The organism is Bradyrhizobium sp. SZCCHNRI1029, from assembly GCF_032487555.1.
In the GTDB taxonomy this organism is placed as follows: Bacteria; Pseudomonadota; Alphaproteobacteria; order Rhizobiales; family Xanthobacteraceae; genus Bradyrhizobium.
Genome location: NZ_JAUEUK010000012.1, coordinates 39,751 through 59,291 on the forward strand (window position 1 = coordinate 39,751; position 19,541 = coordinate 59,291).

Below are 19,541 nucleotides of genomic sequence, written 5' to 3' on the forward strand. Positions count from 1 at the left end.
TGCGTTTTCGGTTAGTCTTGGCAACCGGACACCAGCGCGATCCAGCCGGAGGTAGCCCCGCGATCACCCGGATGCCGCCACGTGTCCGGTCGATTGCAGCACAAGAGGAGATCGAGATGCCGCAACCATTGTCGACGGAGGCACGCGCCACCGCCTTGCGGGAGCTTCCCGGCTGGTCTGAGGCGCAAGGCCGTGAGGCCATCGCCCGCACGTTCACATTCACAGACTTCAACGAAGCCTTCGGCTTCATGACCCGCGTCGCCTTGGTCGCTGAAAAGGCTGACCATCATCCCGAGTGGCGCAACGTCTACCGCACCGTCGAGGTGGTCCTCACGACCCATGACGCAGGCGGCGTGACCATGCGCGACATCGCGCTCGCCAAGGCGATGAATGCGATCGCCGCGACGATGCGCGGCTGAGATCTTCGCGACGACGGCACGCGCCTTGCGGCCGGCGCCGCCATCACCACATCCGAGGGCGAGGACCGCGCCCCCAGCGCCGTCGGGAACCGGAGATCGGACATCATGTCGGATGCGACCGACTACAGCGTTGGCTTCGAGCCCGCGGAGCGGCTGGCCCGGGATCGCGAGACCCTTCGCCGTCGTTTCTGGATCAAGTTCAAGAAGGTTGTCGCGCGGCTGCCATTCGCCGAGGAGCTGCTTGCGGCGTATTACTGCGCCTTCGACAAGGAGACACCCCGGCACGTACAGGTCGCCCTGCTCGGCGCCATCGCCTACTTCGTCGTGCCGTTCGACTTCATGCCTGACGTGTTGCCCATCCTCGGCTTCACCGACGACGCGGCGGTGCTCGCCACCGCCATCCGCATGGTCGCTTCGCACATCACGCCCGACCATCATGCGGCAGCCCGCGCCGTACTCGCGCGGCTGGCGGCAGACAAGAACGCTGACGGCGAGAATATCGGCTGACGGCGGCTCCGGCCGGCAAGCCGGGCGCCCGCAGTCAGCGCATCGGAAGGGCACAACAGCAAAAAGCCCCGCATCCGCGGGGCTTTTCTCCTGATGGGACTTCGTCGAACGCTACGAGCTCAGCGCTGGCCGCGCGCCTGGGCGCGGGCGCTGCCGGTCTTCTCGGCCTCCCAGGCCTGGTACTGCTTGAACAGCGCCTCGCGGTCGGCCTCGCTCGGCATCGCCCTGCCGGCGCTGCTCTGCTTCAGGAAGTCATCGAAGCGGTCGCGCTGTGCGCCTTCCATGGCGTGGCTCTCCAGCCATTTGCTGGCGGACGGCAGCCGCTGCCAGCCGGCGAGCGGCGCCGAAAGCGAAACCTCCTTCCACTTCGGATGGAACGGCGGATTCTGGAATGCCGGGAATTTGGTGAAGAAGGCGTCGACGAAGGTCGCGAGCTTGCGATAGCGGTCGGTGTTCGGCGCCCAATTATAGGCGGCGAGCACGGCCGGCACCGCGATCGTGTCGACCTTCTCGCCCTCGGCGATCAGGTTCGGGTAGTCCTTCGCCGTCAGGGTCGCCGGCAGATAGTCGGTCTGCAGCGGTCGATCGTAGTCGACGTTGACGAGATGGAAGCGGCCGTCGTTCACGAAGGTCGAGACCGACTTGTAGGGCTTGCCGCCGACCACGATGACGGCATCGAGCTCGCCGCGCTTCAGCTTCTCCATCGCGATGCGCTGCTCGATGTAGGCGAAGTTGGCGCGCAGGCCAAGCCGCTCGAACACCGTCAGCGCCGTGACGAAGGTGCCGCCATTCGGCAGGTCGACGCTGACGCGGCGGCCCTCGAGATCACGCAGGTTGCGCACCGCGCGCGGCGCGATCACCTGCATCTCTTCATTGTAGAGCTTGGTGACGTAGGTGAACTGCCGCTTGATGTCCTTGGCGAAACCCTTGCGCTCAAGGTAGTCGAGCGTATCGGCGCGGACGACGCCGAGATCGACGCCCTGCAGGAACAGGATGTCGGCCACGCTCTGCACCGAGCCGCGGCCGACGATCGGCAGGACGCGCAGATTGTTGCCGTCGTCGAGCAGCGAGGCCAGATCGGCGCCGAACTGCACATAGGTGCCGCCAATGGTGCCGGTGATGAGCGTCACCGTGTTGGCGTTCAGCGCCTGCTTGGTCTGCACCGAGCCGAACTGGAAGATCGCCTTGAGGCTGTCGCTCACCTTGGCGGGGTCGAACTCGCCTTCCTCGGCGTGGGCAGCGAAACCGCACGCTATCATCATTGCGGCCAGGGCCGCTCCAACAAGACGTCGCATCTGTCCCCCTTGATCTAAGGCTGGCACATGTTTGCGAGCCGGAACGCGGGCAGCGCCAAGTCTCGCCTGGCATCGCCCATGAACAGACTCGAAAATCACGCGTGAAACAAAAAAATGAAACGAGGCGGCATCGCTGCCGTCACGAGCGTTCAGTTCTGCAGTTGATCGAGCCTGCGCTGCGCTTCAGCCGAGCCGAGCTGGGCGGCGCGGCGGTACCAGTTGCGAGCCGCAGCCGGATCGGCATTGATGTTGCGGATGTCCTTCGTCCCCAGCACGTGGGGATCGTAGGTCTGCGCAAGCATCAGCGCCGCGGCCGGTTCTTGCGCCTCGGCCGCGCGCTCCAGCAGCAGTCGGGCCGGCGGGATGTCGCCCGCGGCCAGCAGGCTCTTGGCGCGTTTCATGATGCCCGCGAGTTCGTCGGGATCTAGCCGGCGGACCTGCGCGGGCGGCGGAGCGGCGGTCACGGCGCCGAGGCCGGGTGCGACGATTGCCGATCCGGCGCCCGGCGAATTGATCGAGGATGGCTCCATCGCGCTCGGGGCCGGCGCGGACGGTGCCGTGGCGAAGCTCGGTGGTGCTGCAACCGGCGCGGGCTGCGTCACACTGCGATTCTGCAGCGCTGTCTGGTAGGCGTTGGCGATGTCGTCACGCGTCGGGGCCACGGCTGCCGTCTGCACCGGCGCCGCCGCAGCCGGCGGCTCGGCGGGCGGCAGTCGCGCCGGCTCGTTCAGCTGCATGTCGCGCGCGGTGAGCTGCGTGTTGGTGGCCTGCGGCGGGGCCGTCGGGTCCGGCGTGGCGCCGATGATGGAAGCCTTGGCACTGGCGATCAGGTCGCGCGTCGCATCCGAGGTGACAAGCGCGAAGAGCACCGCGACGCCGGCCGCAGCCACCACGGCGAGAAGAATCCGGGACGAGACCGAGACGCGGCGGGTCCGCTCCGGCCACTGGTCCTCGAAATGCGTGCTGTCGATCTGGTTGCCGCTCTCATACTCAGAGAGGAACATCGGCATCGATTCGTCGTTTGGATAGTTATCCTGGGTCGACCGGCCGAAACGATAGCTCGGGGGGCGCTCCTGAGGGAGTTCGTCGGGGAAAGGCCTGAAGTCAGGCTCCGAAGGAGTTCTGTTGTTGAAACGCCCGCGCGTCGTCCGCTCAGCCATGGCCTTCATCCCCATCTCAACTTCACGCAACATACTTTTAGTCCCAAGCCCGTCAGAAGCTCGAGACACGTCACGATTGCCAGAGGCACCCCACTGCCGACAACTAATTGACTAATTGAATCCGACTAAAAGTGGACGAGAGCCGGCATGATTCTGGAAACATTTTGATCTGATTGTGGCAACGCACGTGCGACATCGCACGGCACCAAATCCAGAAACGTCGTGATAACAACGGCCAAGCCTCAAATTAACCACGCCATAATGTGGCGCGGTTGCGTTAACCAAGAAACGCTCGTTTTCGGATTTTCTGCTTCCGGTTGCGAATCCGTGGCGCCGGCGCGGCAGCCCGCCGAACAAATTTGCGACCGCCGCGCAGCGCGCGGATGTCACAGCGACGCCGGGCCGGCTCGAGCATTCCATCGGCACAACAGCCGGGGCACTGCTCGGTTTGGTTGCACGGATCAGGGCGAGGCTATCCCGGGGAGTACAGCCCCCCGGGGGCCTTCATTGCGCGACGTCCTCAGGGGTGCAGGATCACCTTGCCCATCGCCTGGCGGCCGGCCAGCACCTTCAAGGCATCGGCGGTCTGAGCCAGCGGGAAGGTGCGGTCGACGTGCGACGACAGCTTGCCCTCCGCGGTCCACTGCACGAGCTTTTCGAGGTTGGCGCGGTTCTTGGCGGGGTTGAGTCGGGTCCAGGCGCCCCAGAACACGCCGCGGATATCACAGCCCTTCAGAAGCGCGAGGTTCAGCGGCATCTTCGGGATGTCGCCGGCGGCGAAGCCGATCACCAGGAATCGGCCCTCCCATGCGATGGAGCGCAGCGCTGCCTCGGCGTAGGCGCCTCCGACGGGATCGAAGATGATGTCGGCACCCTTGCCGTCGGTGAGCCGCCGCAGTCCCTCCTTGAGATCCTCCTTGGCGTAGTTCAACGTCAGCGTCGCGCCGTGCTGCCTGGCAAATTCGAGCTTCTCGTCCGAAGAGGCACAGGCGATGACCTTCAACCCCATCAGCTTGCCGAGCTCGCAAGCCGCCAGGCCGGTGCCGCCGGCGGCGCCAAGCACGGCCAGCGTCTCGCCCGGTTTCGGACTGGCACGATCCTCCAGCGCATGCAGCGCAGTGCCGTAGATGATGATGATGCCGGCGGCGCGATCGAAATCGAGATTGTCCGGAATCTTGACGATCGACGCGGCCGGCAGCGCGATCTTTTCGCGCGCGCCGTTGTGGCCGCAGGAGGCAACGACACGGTCGCCGACCTTCAGTTCGGTGACGCCATCGCCGACGCTCTCGATGACACCCGCGACCTCCGCACCCGGCGAGAACGGGAACGGCGGCTTGATCTGGTACTTGCCTTGGATCATCAGGATGTCGAAGAAGTTCAGCGCCGCCGCCTTGATCGCAATCACGGCCTCGCCGGGACCGGCCACCGGATCTGGCACCTCGGTGAGGACGAGATCGTCGGGCTGACAGAATTGCGAGCAGAGAATGGCTTTCATAGGCGCTCCTTGGTCGTTGCCGCCGGATCGAGGTCCGGCTTTGGGAACGTCATGCCGGATTTGCCGCCGCGCCACAATCATCATCAGGCCGCGGCAGGTGCGCGGCGCCGCGCCAGGGACGCGGAGCGCCGGACAATCCGGCTCTGCGGCCTTTGCAAGCGGTGCATTTAGCCGCTATCCATCGCGACCACGGTCAGCGATTCCGGGCCATTATCCAGTCACAATATTGGTGGAACGAAGTCGCGGGGGAACTCAACGTATCATGTTGTTCGGGCGATTGTTGACAACGCTGGTCGGCGGCGTGCTGCTGTTCGGAGCTCCGAGCCTCGTAGCGGCACAGAGCGCCGCGCCAAAGGCCGCAGCTCCGCATCCGAAGGCCGCACCGAAATCGGAATCGAAGCCGGCCGTTCCCAACATCGGCGGCGCGGAACCGACGCTGATCGGACAGTTCGGCGGCTGGGGCGCCTATACCGCGATGCCCGGCGGCAAGAAGGTCTGCTTCGCGCTGGCCAAGCCGACATCCTCCAAGACCAATCCGCCCAACCGTCCGCGCGATCCCGCCTATGCCTTCGTGTCGACCCGGCCCTCCGAGAAGGTCTTCAACGAGGTCTCGATCATGATCGGCTATGCGCTGAAGCCGGGATCCGACGCCACGGTAGAGGTCGGCGGAGCCTCCTATGCCATGTATACCCAGGGCGACGGACTTTGGATCAAGAACGCCGCGGAGGAAGAGCGGATGGTCGATGCCATGCGCAAGGCGCCCGAGGCCGTGGTCAAGGGCGTCTCGGCCAAGGGCACGGAGACCACCGACGTGTTCTCACTGAAGGGCCTCGCCCAGGCGCTCGACCGCATCGCGCAGGATTGCCGCCGGTAGACGGCGGCCGCCGGTACCGCTCGTCAGGCGGGTCGCATTTGCCGGCCGGATCGTTATATAAACCCGCTGAACGCCTTCGGCCGCCGCGGCCGGGCAGCACTTTGGGCCCATCGACATGGCAACGACTGCCGGGCTGCGCGACTCCTCTGCGCCCCTCGAAAAGACTCCGCTCGAAACCTACGTCCCGCCGGCGAAGCCCTCGCTGATCGGCCTGTCACGCGCGGAGCTGGCAGCAAGGCTCGGCCAGGTCGGAGTGCCAGAGCGCCAGCAGAAGATGCGGGTGCAGCAGTTGTGGCACTGGATCTATTTCCGGGGCGCCAGGTCGTTCGACGAGATGACATCGGTATCGAAGGACACACGCACCGCGCTGGCCGAACATTTCACGGTCGACCGTCCCGAGGTCGTGGCCGAGCAGATCTCCAACGACGGCACCCGCAAATGGCTGCTGCGGCTGCCGAGCGGCGACAATCTGCAGAAGGCGCACGAGGTGGAGTGCGTCTACATTCCCGAGACCGATCGCGGCACGCTCTGCGTCTCCTCCCAGGTCGGCTGCACGCTCAACTGTTCGTTCTGCCACACCGGCACGCAGCGGCTGGTGCGCAACCTGACGGCCGGCGAAATCGTCGGCCAGGTCATGGTGGCGCGCGACCGGCTGAACGACTGGGCCGACCGCGAGACCCCGCTCGGCAACCGGCTCATCACCAACATCGTCATGATGGGAATGGGCGAGCCGCTGTACAATTTCGACGCGGTGCGCGACGCGCTGCTGATCGTCTCGGACAACGAGGGCATCGGCATCTCGCGCCGCCGCATCACGCTGTCGACCTCCGGCGTGGTGCCGAACATCAAGCGCGCCGGCGAGGAGATCGGCGTGATGCTGGCGATCTCGCTGCATGCCGTGCGCGACGAACTGCGCAACGAGCTGGTGCCGCTCAACCGCAAATATCCGATTGCCGAGCTGCTGCAGGCCTGCCGCGACTATCCCGGCGCATCCAACGCGCGCCGCATCACCTTCGAATATGTGATGCTCAAGGGCGTCAATGATTCGCTCGACGACGCCCGGCTGCTGGTCAAGCTGCTGAAGGGCATTCCGGCCAAGATCAACCTGATCCCGTTCAATCCCTGGCCCGGCTCGGCGTATGAGTGCTCGGACTGGGAGCAGATCGAGAAGTTCTCGGAATACGTCTTCAACGCGGGCTATTCGTCGCCGGTGCGCACGCCGCGCGGCCGCGACATCCTCGCCGCCTGCGGCCAGTTGAAGTCGGAGACGGAGAAGCTGTCCGCGCGGGAGCGTCAGGCACTGCGCGCGATGGCGATGACGGATTGATGATTGATCGCGCCTGCATCTCCGAACGAGATCGTCATGCCCGGGCTTGACCCGGGCGCCATCGATTCATCGACCGAGAGATGGATGGCCGGCTCATGCCGGGCCATGACGAGCGAAGAAAGCGGGGCCTCGCTTGGGTAATACGGGTCTAAAGCCATGGCGCTGATCGGTCGTCTCGTCGTGATCGCGCTCGCGTTTCTTGCCGCGTGCTTCCTCGCGGGGCTGATCGTGGTGACCGCGGTCCTGTTTCCGGAGTTCTCCGATCTCGGCAACGGCCCGATCGATCAGGGCGCGTTCGAGGTCATCATCGGCTTCGGCTTCATCTTCGTGTCGGGCTTCGCGCTGATCCCGGCGCTGCTGATCGCACTGATCACCGAGGCTTTCTCGATCCGCAGCGTGCTCGCCTACGCGATCGGCGGCGGCGTGGTCGGCGCAGCCTGCTATCTCGGCCTGGTCCCGTTCGATCCCGAGACCTTCCGGTTCGAGGGCATCGTGCGTCGCCATCTCGAGATCCTGACCGGGGCCGGCATCGTCGGCGGACTGGTCTATTGGCTGATTGCCGGCCGCAACGCCGGCCGCTGGCGCGAGCCGTCGCCGCGCCTGCCGCCACCGCCGCCATTGCCGTCGGGATCGCCACGTTGAGCCGCCGGCCTTTCCATCGCCATCCGCTTTCGCTAAACCGCGCGCCATGAACCGGACCGGCCTCTTCATCGCATTGTCGCTCGCGCTCGTCATCGGCGTGCTGTTCGGCGTCTATCCCGAGCTCGACCTCAAGCTGGCCGCGCTGTTCTACGATCCGCGCACGCACAGCTTCCCCGTGAAGCTCGACGGCTATGCTGCGTTCGCGCGCGATGCCGCGATGTGGGTCGCCTGGGGCATCGCGCTGCCGTCCATCGTTGCGCTGGTCGTGAAGCTCGTCCGTCCCGACCGGCCGCTGCTGGTGAAGGGCCGCACCGTGGCGTTCCTGCTGCTGACCTTGTCGCTCTCGGCCGGCGTGCTCACCAACTTCACCTTCAAATCCTATTGGGGCCGGCCGCGCCCGGTTGTGGTGGCCGAGTTCGGCGGCGACATGCAGTTCGTGCCGTGGTGGGATCCGCGCGGCGGCTGCGGCCGCAACTGCTCGTTCTTCTCCGGAGAGGGAGCCACCGCATTCTGGACCCTGGCGCCGGCCGCGCTGACGCCGCCCGCGATCCGGCCCGTCGCCTACGGCGCCGCCGTCCTGTTCGGCATCGCCACCTCGGTGTTGCGGATGGCGTTTGGCGGACATTTCTTCACCGACATCGCCGCGGCCGGCCTCGTCACCTTCATCGTGATCTGGCTGCTGCACGGCTACATCTACCGCTGGCCGTCCACCCGCCTCACCGACGCCGGCATCGACGCCGCCCTGACCCGCTTCGGCTGGCCGGGCTTCCGCCTGATGCGCCGGCTGTTCGGCCGCCGTACCGCGGATACCAGCCCCGCGGCCTGAGCGCGGGCCGGTCACCCTCAGTCGCCATTAAAGGCGTGCCCAGCAACGCAAAATCTGTTATTCGCGCCCGAATTTCTGAACGGCGCAGCCACAAACACGGTTGGACTCTCCCATGACCACGATCCTGAAAAGCCTGCCCAAGGGCGAGAAGGTCGGCATCGCCTTTTCCGGCGGTCTCGACACCAGCGCCGCGCTGCTTTGGATGAAGCAGAAGGGCGCGCGTTGCTTTGCCTACACGGCAAATCTCGGGCAACCTGACGAGTCCGACTACGACGAGATCCCGCGCAAGGCGGTGAGCTTCGGGGCCGAGAAGGCGCGCCTCGTGGATTGCCGCACTCAGCTGGTGCATGAGGGCATCGCCGCGATTCAGTCGGGCGCCTTCCACATCTCGACCGGCGGCATCACCTATTTCAACACCACCCCGCTCGGCCGCGCCGTCACCGGCACCATGCTGGTCGCCGCGATGAAGGAGGATGGCGTCAACATCTGGGGCGACGGCTCGACCTACAAGGGCAACGACATCGAGCGCTTCTACCGCTACGGCCTGCTGACCAATCCGAGCCTCAAGATCTACAAGCCCTGGCTCGACCAGCAGTTCATCGACGAGCTCGGCGGCCGCGCCGAGATGTCGGCCTTCCTCACGGCCAACGGCTTCGACTACAAGATGAGCGCCGAGAAGGCGTATTCGACCGACAGCAATCTGCTCGGCGCCACCCACGAGGCCAAGGATCTCGAGAGCCTGAGCAGCGGCATCCGCATCGTCAATCCGATCATGGGCGTGCCGTTCTGGCGCGAGGATTGCTCCGTGAAGCCGGAGACGGTCGTGGTCCGCTTCGAGGAGGGTCAGCCGGTCGCGCTGAACGGCCAGAGCTTCAGCGATCCCGTGGCGCTGTTCCTGGAGGCCAACGCGATCGGCGGCCGTCATGGTCTCGGCATGAGCGACCAGATCGAGAACCGCATCATCGAGGCCAAGAGCCGCGGCATCTACGAGGCGCCGGGCATGGCGCTGCTGCACATCGCCTATGAGCGGCTCGTCACTGGCATCCACAACGAGGATACGATCGAGCAGTACCGCATCAGCGGCATGCGCCTCGGTCGCCTGCTCTATCAGGGCCGGTGGTTCGATTCGCAGGCGCTGATGCTGCGCGAGACCGCGCAGCGCTGGGTGGCGCGCGCCGTCACCGGTGAGGTGACCCTGGAGCTGCGCCGCGGCAACGACTACTCGATCCTCAACACCGAGAGCCCCAATCTGACCTACCAGCCGGAGCGGCTGAGCATGGAGAAGGTCGAGGACGCCGCGTTCACGCCTGCCGACCGCATCGGCCAGCTGACGATGCGCAATCTCGACATCACCGACACCCGCTCCAAGCTGAAGCTCTATTCGGACACGGGGCTGCTGTCGGGCGCGGACGGCGCTCAGATCTTCCAGCTCGGCCACGACAAGGGCTGAGTTGGAGCTGTCGAGCGCAATCCGCGCCGTCTCCACCGCTGTCGTCCCTGCGAACGCAGGGACCCATATCCACCGACTGACACGGTGAGAGCCGGCTGCGGCTCCAGCCATCGCAAAACTGGATCCTGTGAGTATGGGTCCCCGCGTTCGCGGGGACGACACCGAACAGGACGGAACGGATTGCCGCTTACAAAAATGGCCGGGATCGCTCCCGGCCATTTTCATTTTCGCTCAGTCGCGTCTCACCGCGGCGGCGCGACGCCCGGAGGTGGCGGCGGCAGGGCGGCCTGGCCGCCATTGAGCAGCGGCGTGATGCGGCGGACCGTGACGCGGCGGTTGATGCGGCTCGGCCCCTGCGTCTGCTCCTTCAGGTACTGCGCGCCGTAACCCTGCGAGGTCAGGTTCTCGGCGGGCACGCCGAACTGCTGCGTGAGCAAGGTGGCGGCCGACTCGGCGCGGCGATCCGAGAGCGACAGATTGTCGGTGTCGTTGCCGACCGCGTCGGTGTGGCCCTCGATCAGGAAGACCTCGCGCGGGTTGCGCTGGATCGCCTGGTTGAGGCCGTCGGCGATGACCTGCAGCTTCGCCACCTGGTCGGGACTGATCTCCCACGATCCGGTCTCGAAGGTAATCGTGTTGAGATCGATCGACGGCATCAGCTGTCGCACCGATGGGGAGTAGCGGACCTCGTCGAGCGAGTAGCGGCGCTGGACGCGTTCCACCGGCGGCGCGATCAGCGTGTCGTAGATGACATCCGGCTCGGCCTCATCCGCGTCGACGATGTAGCGGTTGTAGGGGATGCGGATCTCCGGCGGCGGCAGGTCGACGTAGAAGCCGCCGACCGCCTGGGGATCGCGGTAGGTGTTGTCGATGATGATGATCTCGCGGCCACCGATGTCGCGGCGGATGCGGCGCAGCAGCCGGCCGTCCGGCGCGGTGATCGTGACGATCTGGCTACCGTCGGGACGGATCACCACTGTGCGCGTCTCTCCCCGCTCCTGCTGGACGCGGATGTCCCGCGCGCCGTAGCGGAAGCGCTCAAGCTCGTCATGACGCACGAACTCCTGACCGCTCGGATCGCGCACGATGACGCGGCCCGGCTCGTAGATCAGCGTGCGACCGCCCTCCTGGACCTCGCGGCGCTGGCCGCGGAAATCGTCCAGCCGCTGCGGCCCCGCCAACGGCGCGCCGGGCGCGATCGGCGTGAGCTGCTGTGCCGTCGGCGGCGGCGGCGCCGGGATGGGCGCAGTGACCTGCGGCGGCGGCCGATTGGACATGGCCGGGGGGCCGGCGGGCGGCACAGCGCCAGGACCGGCCTGCGGCGCGCCGGCGGGTCCCGGACCGGGTCCGGCAGCACCAGGACCTGCCGCCGGAGGCGGACCACCCGGGGCTCCTGGGGGCGTCCCCGGACGTCCGCCGGGCGGGCTCCCGGCTGCGGGCGGCGTGCCTTGCTGCGACGGCGTCTGGGTGGCCGGAGGCGCGGGTGGCGCCGGCGGAGTTCCCGGAGCAGGCGCGACGGTTCCGGCCGGCGGCGTCGGCGCGCCGCGTGGCGGGGGTGCTCCCTGGGGAGCACCAGGCGGCGGGACGCCGGCACCTGGCTGTGTCGGCGGCCGCTGCCCGGGGCCAACCGGAGGAGTCGGAGCCGGCGTCGGCTGCGGAGACGGCGCCGCGGACGGAGCCGGCGAGTGCGCAGGCGGCGACGCGTTCCCGGCCGCTGGCGACGAAGGCGGGGGTGTCACGGCTGACGGCGGCGTTCCCGGCCGCAGGTTCGGTGCCGGACTCGGCGGAGGTGGCGGGGCGGGCGTGGCCACGGGCGGCGTGGGCGGCGTTGGACGCGCGGGAGCAGCCGTCGGCGGGGGCGCAGGCGGAGTCGCAGGACGTGCCGGCTCACGCGGCGGCCCCGGCGGAGGCGCTGGAGGCGGCGGCGTATGCACCGGCGGAGCCGCAACAGGTGGCGCAGGACGCGCCGGCGGAGGTGCAGGCGGCTCGGCCCGTGGAGGCGGCGGCGCCGAATGTGGCGGCTCAGCCCGCGGCGGCGGTGGGGGCGGCGGAGCAGCCGGACGTGGTGGCTCGGCCCGTGGCGGAGGGGGCGGTGGGGGCGCCGGACGCGGCGGCTCGGCCCGCGGCGGAGCAGGCGGTGGTGGAGGGGGTGCGGGACGCGGGGCCGCTGCCGGTGGCGGCGCGGGCGGTGGAGGCGCTGGGCGTGGAGCAGCGGCCGGCGGCGGCGCGGGAGGCGGCGGAGGCGCAGCCTGATGCGGTGGCGGCGCGCCTGGGCCAGGTCGCTGCGGCTGCCCCTGCGGCTGCTGTTTCGGCCGGCCGTCTGGACCGACTTCGCCGCCGCCCGGGCCTTGGGCGACGATCATCGGCGCCCCCTGCGCATGGGAGCCGGAGCTCATTAGTTGCATCGCCGACAGCGCAGTCGTCGCCAGCAGCAGGACGCGAAGTTTGCTCATGTGTCTTGTTTTCCCGGAACGATCTTTTTCAAGCACGGAGAGATCAACAAGTATGCGTTAGGCCGGATTGTGGCGCAGTTCAAATCCGCAGGGGGATTTATTTCGACGCGAAGCCACCCCCGCAGGGCCGCCATTCAGGTTTCATTCAGCCTTGATTTTCAAGGGCTTGGCGCAGCCGCAGGGCTGCGGGACCGGCCAGCGACCAAGCCCCTGGCGGGCGATCATCATGACCGTCCAATCGCGGTCAATCCGTGGCCGGATTCGGTGTGGTCGGACCGAGCGGCCCCCGGCCCGGGATTTCGTCCGGCGTCTGCCCCGGCAGCTCGCGCGGAGGCTCCGGCGCATCGGGTTCGTAGACCGGCGGCGGAATGTCGGGCTGCGGATTGCCGACAGGATCCTCCGGTGGCGGTTCGAGCGGGCGGCCCGGCGTCGCCGGCGGAATCTCTGGCGGTTCGATCGGCATCACATCGCGACCTTTCGATTGTCGCCGAGAACGGGACGCGTGCCTGTCACCGCCGCCGCCGCCATCTTGACGTAGCTTACGACCGTGCCGGGGGAATCCCAGAATTCAGCGTCGTCGGGCGTGATCTTCAAGAGACGGATGTTCGGATCCTCGGCGCTGTCCCACCAGGCCTTGGCCGGCGTCGAGAACAGCTCCCGGATCTTGCCGCGATCGTTGGAAATGGCCGCCGTACCCGTGAGCGACACGTATTTCTGGTTGCCGGCGTCTGCGAACGACAGATTGACCTGCGGCGATCGCGCGATCTCCTCGTCCTTGTGATGCCGCGCGTCGGTGAGAAAATAGATCGTGTTCTCGTCGCGCGCGAGATACGCGCTCATCGGCCGTGCCCGCAGCCTGTCACCATCGCGGGTGACCAGCATCGCAAAGCCGATCTTCTTCATCAGGTCCCAAACGCGGTCCTGGTCGCGCGCGTCGTCATTGCTCATGGTCGGCTCCCTCAATGTCAGGGGCGACAACGCCGCGTGGGGCGCCGATGTTCCGGACGCGCCCGGGGAAAGCGAACGCCGTTCAGCTGCGCAGCAGCAGCGTATTGCTGCGCGTGCGGCCGCTCTCACGGTAACCGCGACCGAGCATGTCGGCGAGACAATCGTTCTGCCATTCGTCGCGCGACAGGTGTTCGATGACGACGGCGCGCGGCCATAACGCGGCAGGCGCATCACGGAAGAAGCCGGTCAGCACGCGGTCCTCAAAACCTTCCACGTCGATCTTCAGCGCATCAACCCTGGCCGCTCCGGCCTGTGCGAGAATGGTCTGCAGCCGCAACGACGGCACCTTGAACGCCTCCGCTCCGGCCTCGCCGGTCACGATGTGACTGGCGCCGAGATTGTCCCCATCGGTCTCGATCAGCACCTCGCCATCGCTCTCACCCGCTGCCACCGCGAGCAGCCTGACCTGGGGCAGCGCGGACGCAGCACGGTTGAAGCTCAGCCGCGCATGCGTGACCGGATGCGGCTCCACTGCGATCACGAGGCCATCAGGCCCGACGTGACGGGCAAGCGGCAAGGCGAACGTTCCGACATTGGCGCCGACATCCACCACCACGCCGCCCGGCGGAACGTGGCTGCGCAGGAAATCCAGCTCCTCGCGATTGTAGTCGGGATTGAACAGTGCACCGCGCTCGGTCGCACTGACCTGATGGTAGAAGCGGAAATTGGCGCCCTGATAGCCGACGTCGACAGGGCCAGCTCCGAGCATGTTGACGACACGCGTCAACATCGGCCGGAACGCGCCGCGCTTCAGCCCGGAGCCGTGCGCCATGCGGATCACCAGCGCCTGGGCGGCATTCGGAGCAAAGGCACCAAAGGGGGGCGGAGAAGGATCGTTGTCGGGCGTCAAGGTCGCGTCCTGGGCTGAGGGCGACGTGTGATAGCCGGTTTCGCCGCGATCTCCAATGCAGGCGGCGTGGCCGCATTGTGTCGTCGCCAGGACCGCGCTGAGGCAACGTCCGAGCCGTTCAGGCCGCCTTGCGCTGACGCAGGAAGCGGCCGATGAGGCGACGCTTTCCCTTGCGCGGAATGAGATCGATGTCGCTGACGAGCTTGGCGCCGCCCTTGCGCCGTTCGAGCACGATCTTGCGGCTGTGGAAGGCCTCGAGCTCCGCCCGATGCGCCACGCTGACGATGGTCGCCTTCGGCAGCTCGCTCGTCACCATCTCCATCATCTTGTCCTGGCTCTTCTCGTCGAGCGCGGAGGTGGCTTCATCGAGCACGACGATGTCAGGGCTGTGGAGCAGCAGGCGCGCGAAGGCGAGACGCTGCTTCTCGCCGCCGGAGAGCGTCTGATCCCAGGGCGCGTCCTCCTCGATCTTGTCCTTGAGATGGTCGAGACCGACCTTGTGCAGGGCTTCGCCGACCTGCGCCACGCTCCAATCCTCGGCAGCCCCGGGATAGGCGACGGCCCGGCGCAGGGTGCCCGATGGCACGTAGGGTCGCTGCGGCAGCATGAACAGCTTGCGGTCGGGGTGGAAGTTGATGCTGCCGCCGCCCCACGGCCACAGCCCGGCGATGGCGCGCACGAGCGTGCTCTTTCCGGTGCCGGATTCGCCCGCGACGAGCAGGCGCTCGCCGGGATCGACCACGACCTCGGTCTCGCCGACCACGGCGGTGCCGTCGTCGAGCGTCACCTGCAGATCATTCAGACTGAGCATCGCGTCGCCGGTGGTCTCGCCGCGCTTGATGCGGCCGATGCCGTCGCCTCTCTCGGCACGTTCCAGCGCATCGAGCGACATCATCAGCGAGGCGATGCGGCGGGCACAGGCATTCCAATCCGCGAGCCGCGGATAGTTGTCGACCAGCCAGCCGAACGCGGTCTGCACGATCGTGAACGCGCTCGCCGCCTGCATCACCTGCCCGAGCGTCATGCTGCCGTCGAGGAATTTCGGCGCGCACAGCAGCAGTGGCACGACAGGGGCGATGAGGCTGGAGCCCTGCGACACCAGGGTGGTGCGCATGTGCTGGCCGGCGAGCCGCGCCCATTGCTGCAGCACGTTACCGAACGTCCGGTCGATGCCGGCGCGCTCTTCGGTCTCGCCGCCGAGCAGGGCGATGCTCTCGCCGTTTTCGCGGACGCGGGTCAGAGTGTAGCGGAAATCGGCCTCGGCCTGGTTCTTGTCCTCGGAGACCTGCACGAAGCGGCGGCCGATCGTCATGATCGAGCCCGAGGCGATGGCGGCGTAGGCGATCGCGGCAATGACCAGAAAACCGGGAATGGTGATCTCGGTGGCGCCGAGATGCAGCGTCAGCGCGCCGCCGATGGTCCAGAGCACGACGATGAAGGTCGCAGCCGACAGCAGCGCCGAGGTCACGCCGGCGATGAAGTCGACCGGCGAATCGGTCGCGATGCGCAGGTCCTCGGCGATCCGGTATTCCGGATTCTTGTGGTCGCCGCTGACGAGATTGAGCTGATAGTAGCGCCCGCTGGCCAGCCAGCGGGTGACGACGCTGTTGGTCAGCCAGGCGCGCCAGCGCCGCTGGATCGACATGCGCGCATAGACCTGGGCGACCCCGAGTATGACGCTGCCGATCGCGAGCGGGAAGAAGATCGCGGTGAGATGAAAGACCGTCGCCGAATCGCGTTTCTCGATCGCATCGAAGATCGACCGATTCCAGACGTTGATGCCGTACTGAAATCCGACAGTCGCAACGATCAGGAACAGCAGCCCGATCGTGAATGCCCACGCCAGACGGTCGCCGCTCTGACCCCAATAACCGCGGGCGCTGATCCAGAACCGCGTCAGCAGATAGCGCTTGCGCAGCTGCTCTGCCTCTTCGGGCGACAGCTCCGGATCAGGCTCCACCAGTTCGGGCGGCGGCGGCTCAACCTGGGCGCCATTCTCGGCCGCGATCTCGATGATCGGCGCCTTCTCGGGCGCCTGTGCCGGCGGCCGCGCGGTGTCCTGAACCTGTCCCATCGCGCGATAACAGCAGTGCGAACAGAAGGTTCCCGGCCTGGTTCCCGCGCGATGCGCGCCGGTTTCAGGGCACCTGCGTGTTCGGCGCCATTGGTGGGGCGCGATACAGCGGCACCGGAACGACCTTGTTCAGCACGCGCGACAATTCCTCGATCGAATAGGGTTTGCGCAGCAGCTCGAAGCCATGCGTGCCCTGCTGCGCCAGCACATGGCTGTAGCCACTCGCGAGCACGACCGGCACGTTGAGCTCGAGCCGCCTGATTTCCTCGGCAAGTTCCAGCCCAGTCATGCCGGGCATCACGACATCGGTGAAGACGACGTCGAACCGGCTGGTGCCGCTGATCAGCTCCTCCAGCGCGTCTCTGGCGTTGTCGACCAGCGTGGTCCGATAGCCGAGCTCGGCCAGCGCTTCGGTCGCCGACCTGCCGACGTCGATGTTGTCCTCGACCACCAGCACCGACATGCCTCGACCGTCGATCGGCTCCGCATGGCTGCCGTCCTCGCCGCGCTGCACCTGGGCTGGAGCGACGCGCGGCAGATAGAGCGTGAACGTCGCGCCGCGGCCCGGCTGGCTCATGACCCCGATTTCGCCGCCGGACTGCTTCGCGAAGCCGAAGACCTGCGAGAGACCGAGGCCGGTGCCCTGGCCGATGGTCTTGGTCGTGAAGAACGGCTCGAAGATGCGTCCGAAATGCTCCGACGGGATGCCGACGCCGGTGTCCTGGACGGTGATGGCGACATAGCCCAGCGGCGGACGGTCGTGCGGCGCCGCCGGCGTCGGCAGCGCCGCTGCAGGGGCGACGGTGATGCTGAGACGTCCCTGGCCGGCCATCGCATCGCGGGCATTGACGGCCAGGTTGATCAGTGCCGTCTCGAACTGGCCAGCGTCGGAATTGACGTAGCACGGCTCGTCGGGAACGGAGACCGCGACCTCGACGCGTGACCCGACCAGGGTCTTGGTCATGTCGCGCAGGGTGACGACGCTGCGGCAGATGTCGAAGACCTCCGGCTTCAGCGTCTGGCGACGGGCGAACGCGAGGAGCTGCGACGTGAGCTTCGATGCGCGCGCCACCGTATCCGAGATCGCGTCGATATAGCGCTGCCGCCGTTCATCAGCCAGATTCGGCCGGCGCAACAGGTCGGCTGAGGCCCGGATCACGGTCAGCAGATTGTTGAAGTCGTGCGCAACGCCGCCGGTCAATTGTCCGAGCGCCTCCATGCGCTGACCGTGCTTGAGCGCATCCTCGGCCTCGAGGCGGCGGGCGGCCTCGACATGCAGGCGCTCGGTCCGCCGCTGGGCAAGGGCCAGGAAGACGATGAGCAGCGCGGTTGCCGGGATGCCGAAGATGAGATGCCGGCCGATCGTGCCGAGCCAGCGGTTGCGGATGGTCGACGTCGCAAGCCCTGCCGAGACGTAGACGGGATAGCCGCCGAGCCGCTGATACCCGACGAGACGCTCGACGCCATCGACCGGCGAGATCTCGGTGACGAGCTGCTCCGTATCTGCGGCCCGGGCGGCGATGTCGCTGGGCCCCGCAGCCGCCCTTCGCCCGCCGGCCGGGAAGCGCGCCAGAACGAGACCATCGAAGCGGCGCAGCGCGAAGTAGCTGCCGGGCGCCCGGCCGATCCGGGCATAGAAGTGCTCGAAATAATCCGGAAGCACCGAGGCCTGGATGATACCGGTGAAGCTGCCGTCGTCGCTCTGGCGGCGGCGGCTGATGCTGAAGAACGGCGCGCCTTGATAGGGCGGCCGCGGCGTCAACTGCGCGCCGATGAAGGTGCCGATGCTGTCCTTGACGTGGGCGCTGAAGTAGTCGCGGTCGAGGAACGTCATGTCCGGCGCCGGATAGATCATGCTGTTGACCAGCGGCCGGCCATTGGCGTCGAACACCCAGGCGGACTTCATCTGCGGCAGCGCGTCCGACAATTGTCGCAACCGGGCATGCAGCACCTGCTCGCGCGCCTTGATGTCGGCATCCGACAGATCGCGGACGACCTCGTCGATCTCCGAGAGGCTGCGCTCGATCGTCTCGAACACCTTCAGCGCGTGCTCGTGGACGATTTCGAGCGAGCGGCGGATCTCGCGATCGGCCTCCTCATACGTCGTGCCGTGGGATACGTAGGCCGTGATCACGAACAGCGCGACGGGAAGCGCGAGGGACGCGACCATCATCCAGCGCAGCATCGTCATCGATTTGCGTTGTGCGGTCTGCACGGTCGCTCCGGCTTCAAAGGGCCACGAGCTTAACGCAATCGACGGCAGCTACAAACTAGCCGCGCCCGAAACTTGCACCGGTATCGGGCGCGGAAGGTGAGATCGAAAGCCGCCCGTCAGGCTAGATCTGCCGCTCGACCAGCTTGAACTTGAGTTCCGCGATCGCCTCGGCGGGGTTGAGCCCCTTCGGGCAGGCCTTGGCGCAGTTCATGATGGTGTGGCAGCGGTACAGCCGGAACGGGTCCTCGAGATTGTCGAGCCGCTCGCCGGTGGCTTCGTCCCGGCTGTCCTTGACCCAGCGCGTCGCCTGCAGCAGAGCGGCGGGTCCGAGATAGCGCTCGCTGTTCCACCAGTAGCTCGGGCACGAGGTCGAGCAGCAGGCGCACAGGATGCACTCGTAAAGGCCGTCGAGCTTCTCGCGATCCTCGTGGCTCTGCCGCCATTCCTTCTGCGGCGTCGGCGAGGTCGTCTTCAGCCACGGCTCGATCGAGGCGTATTGCGCGTAGAAATTGGTGAGGTCCGGCACCAGGTCCTTCACGACAGGCTGATGCGGCAGCGGATTGATCTTGACCGCGCCGTCCTTCACGTCGTGCATCGACTTGGTGCAGGCCAGCGTGTTCTGGCCGTCGATATTCATCGCGCAGGAGCCGCACACGCCCTCGCGGCAGGAGCGGCGGAAGGTGAGCGACGGATCGATGTGGTTCTTGATCCAGATCAGCCCGTCCAGCACCATCGGGCCGCAATCGTTGACGTCGACGTAGAAGGTATCGACGCTCGGATTCTTGCCGTCGTCCGGATTCCAGCGATAGACCTTGAACTCGCGGACCTCGGTGGCGCCGGCCGGCTTGGGCCAGGTCTTGCCGCCGGTGATCTGAGAATTCTTCGGAAGTGCGAACTCAGCCATTTCGGAAGGCCTTCTTGGGTTTGACGGACGGGCTCAGGTCAC

Annotated in this window: 17 protein-coding genes; 7 read left to right on the plus strand and 10 right to left on the minus strand. The window is 66.9% G+C overall.

The features are described 5' to 3' along the window. Window positions 1-71 precede the first annotated feature (71 nt). Both QW861_RS28195 and QW861_RS28200 read left to right on the plus strand, forming a co-directional pair. Window positions 72-419: a 4a-hydroxytetrahydrobiopterin dehydratase gene (locus QW861_RS28195; RefSeq protein ID WP_316193776.1), complete on the plus strand. Its 348-nt coding sequence runs from the start codon at window positions 72-74 to the stop codon at window positions 417-419. A 105-nt stretch (window positions 420-524) separates the two neighbouring features. Continuing rightward, window positions 525-926 (plus strand): YkvA family protein, encoded by a 402-nt coding sequence (locus tag QW861_RS28200; protein WP_315716752.1) that lies wholly within the window; start codon window positions 525-527, stop codon window positions 924-926. 119 nt (window positions 927-1,045) lie between these two features. On the opposite strand, the gene QW861_RS28205 is transcribed toward QW861_RS28200, so the two are convergent. From QW861_RS28205 to QW861_RS28215, 3 genes are all read right to left on the minus strand, one after another. Then, entirely contained in the window at window positions 1,046-2,221 is a 1,176-nt protein-coding gene (locus tag QW861_RS28205) for a TAXI family TRAP transporter solute-binding subunit (RefSeq protein ID WP_315716753.1), read from the minus strand. Window positions 2,222-2,370: 149 nt separating this feature from the next. Continuing rightward, entirely contained in the window at window positions 2,371-3,381 is a 1,011-nt protein-coding gene (locus QW861_RS28210) for a hypothetical protein (protein WP_315716754.1), read from the minus strand. 520 nt (window positions 3,382-3,901) lie between these two features. After that, window positions 3,902-4,876, minus strand: a complete 975-nt coding sequence (locus QW861_RS28215; protein ID WP_315750543.1) for an NADPH:quinone oxidoreductase family protein — start codon at window positions 4,874-4,876, stop codon at window positions 3,902-3,904. Between the two features lie 262 nt (window positions 4,877-5,138). On the opposite strand from QW861_RS28215, the gene QW861_RS28220 reads away from it, so the two are divergent. From QW861_RS28220 to argG, 5 genes are all read left to right on the plus strand, one after another. After that, window positions 5,139-5,750, plus strand: coding sequence for an invasion associated locus B family protein (locus QW861_RS28220; RefSeq protein ID WP_315716756.1), 612 nt, complete (start codon window positions 5,139-5,141; stop codon window positions 5,748-5,750). 115 nt (window positions 5,751-5,865) lie between these two features. Further along, a complete protein-coding gene (gene rlmN / locus QW861_RS28225) occupies window positions 5,866-7,077 on the plus strand; it encodes a 23S rRNA (adenine(2503)-C(2))-methyltransferase RlmN (RefSeq protein WP_315750541.1) in 1,212 nt (403 codons plus the stop codon). Between the two features lie 156 nt (window positions 7,078-7,233). Next, on the plus strand, window positions 7,234-7,719 hold the full coding sequence (locus tag QW861_RS28230; RefSeq protein ID WP_315716758.1) for a hypothetical protein: 486 nt from the start codon (window positions 7,234-7,236) through the stop codon (window positions 7,717-7,719). 46 nt (window positions 7,720-7,765) lie between these two features. Further along, window positions 7,766-8,545 carry a phosphatase PAP2 family protein gene (locus tag QW861_RS28235; protein ID WP_316193778.1) on the plus strand — a complete coding sequence of 260 codons (780 nt, stop codon included), beginning with the start codon at window positions 7,766-7,768 and terminating at the stop codon, window positions 8,543-8,545. A gap of 112 nt (window positions 8,546-8,657) precedes the next feature. Further along, complete coding sequence (gene argG / locus QW861_RS28240; protein ID WP_315716760.1) at window positions 8,658-9,995, plus strand: argininosuccinate synthase; 1,338 nt, start codon at window positions 8,658-8,660, stop codon at window positions 9,993-9,995. A gap of 242 nt (window positions 9,996-10,237) precedes the next feature. Here argG and QW861_RS28245 read toward each other — a convergent pair whose 3' ends face one another. The 7 genes from QW861_RS28245 to QW861_RS28275 form a co-directional block, all read right to left on the minus strand. Further along, the gene (locus tag QW861_RS28245; protein WP_316193780.1) at window positions 10,238-12,448 is read right to left on the minus strand and encodes an OmpA family protein; all 2,211 of its coding nucleotides are present in this window, start codon (window positions 12,446-12,448) and stop codon (window positions 10,238-10,240) included. Between the two features lie 244 nt (window positions 12,449-12,692). After that, window positions 12,693-12,911, minus strand: coding sequence for a hypothetical protein (locus QW861_RS28250; RefSeq protein WP_315716762.1), 219 nt, complete (start codon window positions 12,909-12,911; stop codon window positions 12,693-12,695). After that, complete coding sequence (locus QW861_RS28255) at window positions 12,911-13,396, minus strand: pyridoxamine 5'-phosphate oxidase family protein (RefSeq protein WP_315750536.1); 486 nt, start codon at window positions 13,394-13,396, stop codon at window positions 12,911-12,913. Before QW861_RS28255 ends, QW861_RS28250 begins: the two co-directional genes overlap by 1 nt. A gap of 82 nt (window positions 13,397-13,478) precedes the next feature. After that, window positions 13,479-14,306: an FkbM family methyltransferase gene (locus QW861_RS28260; protein ID WP_316193782.1), complete on the minus strand. Its 828-nt coding sequence runs from the start codon at window positions 14,304-14,306 to the stop codon at window positions 13,479-13,481. A gap of 118 nt (window positions 14,307-14,424) precedes the next feature. Beyond that, window positions 14,425-16,380 (minus strand): ABC transporter ATP-binding protein/permease, encoded by a 1,956-nt coding sequence (locus tag QW861_RS28265; RefSeq protein ID WP_315750534.1) that lies wholly within the window; start codon window positions 16,378-16,380, stop codon window positions 14,425-14,427. 64 nt (window positions 16,381-16,444) lie between these two features. Further along, complete coding sequence (locus tag QW861_RS28270) at window positions 16,445-18,595, minus strand: ATP-binding protein (RefSeq protein ID WP_316193784.1); 2,151 nt, start codon at window positions 18,593-18,595, stop codon at window positions 16,445-16,447. Window positions 18,596-18,716: 121 nt separating this feature from the next. Continuing rightward, window positions 18,717-19,499: a succinate dehydrogenase iron-sulfur subunit gene (locus tag QW861_RS28275; protein WP_315716769.1), complete on the minus strand. Its 783-nt coding sequence runs from the start codon at window positions 19,497-19,499 to the stop codon at window positions 18,717-18,719. Window positions 19,500-19,541 lie beyond the last annotated feature (42 nt).

What these genes read in the sequence shown, in the direction of transcription:
- QW861_RS28195 (WP_316193776.1), top strand. Translation starts at nt 72, where the DNA reads ATGCCGCCACGTGTCCGGTCGATTGCAGCACAAGAGGAGATCGAGATG.
- QW861_RS28200 (WP_315716752.1), top strand. Translation starts at nt 525, where the DNA reads ATGTCGGATGCGACCGACTACAGCGTTGGCTTCGAGCCCGCGGAGCGG.
- QW861_RS28205 (WP_315716753.1), bottom strand. Translation starts at nt 2,221, where the DNA reads ATGCGACGTCTTGTTGGAGCGGCCCTGGCCGCAATGATGATAGCGTGC.
- QW861_RS28210 (WP_315716754.1), bottom strand. Translation starts at nt 3,381, where the DNA reads ATGGCTGAGCGGACGACGCGCGGGCGTTTCAACAACAGAACTCCTTCG.
- QW861_RS28215 (WP_315750543.1), bottom strand. Translation starts at nt 4,876, where the DNA reads ATGAAAGCCATTCTCTGCTCGCAATTCTGTCAGCCCGACGATCTCGTC.
- QW861_RS28220 (WP_315716756.1), top strand. Translation starts at nt 5,139, where the DNA reads ATGTTGTTCGGGCGATTGTTGACAACGCTGGTCGGCGGCGTGCTGCTG.
- rlmN (WP_315750541.1), top strand. Translation starts at nt 5,866, where the DNA reads ATGGCAACGACTGCCGGGCTGCGCGACTCCTCTGCGCCCCTCGAAAAG.
- QW861_RS28230 (WP_315716758.1), top strand. Translation starts at nt 7,234, where the DNA reads ATGGCGCTGATCGGTCGTCTCGTCGTGATCGCGCTCGCGTTTCTTGCC.
- QW861_RS28235 (WP_316193778.1), top strand. Translation starts at nt 7,766, where the DNA reads ATGAACCGGACCGGCCTCTTCATCGCATTGTCGCTCGCGCTCGTCATC.
- argG (WP_315716760.1), top strand. Translation starts at nt 8,658, where the DNA reads ATGACCACGATCCTGAAAAGCCTGCCCAAGGGCGAGAAGGTCGGCATC.
- QW861_RS28245 (WP_316193780.1), bottom strand. Translation starts at nt 12,448, where the DNA reads ATGAGCAAACTTCGCGTCCTGCTGCTGGCGACGACTGCGCTGTCGGCG.
- QW861_RS28250 (WP_315716762.1), bottom strand. Translation starts at nt 12,911, where the DNA reads ATGCCGATCGAACCGCCAGAGATTCCGCCGGCGACGCCGGGCCGCCCG.
- QW861_RS28255 (WP_315750536.1), bottom strand. Translation starts at nt 13,396, where the DNA reads ATGAGCAATGACGACGCGCGCGACCAGGACCGCGTTTGGGACCTGATG.
- QW861_RS28265 (WP_315750534.1), bottom strand. Translation starts at nt 16,380, where the DNA reads ATGGGACAGGTTCAGGACACCGCGCGGCCGCCGGCACAGGCGCCCGAG.
- QW861_RS28275 (WP_315716769.1), bottom strand. Translation starts at nt 19,499, where the DNA reads ATGGCTGAGTTCGCACTTCCGAAGAATTCTCAGATCACCGGCGGCAAG.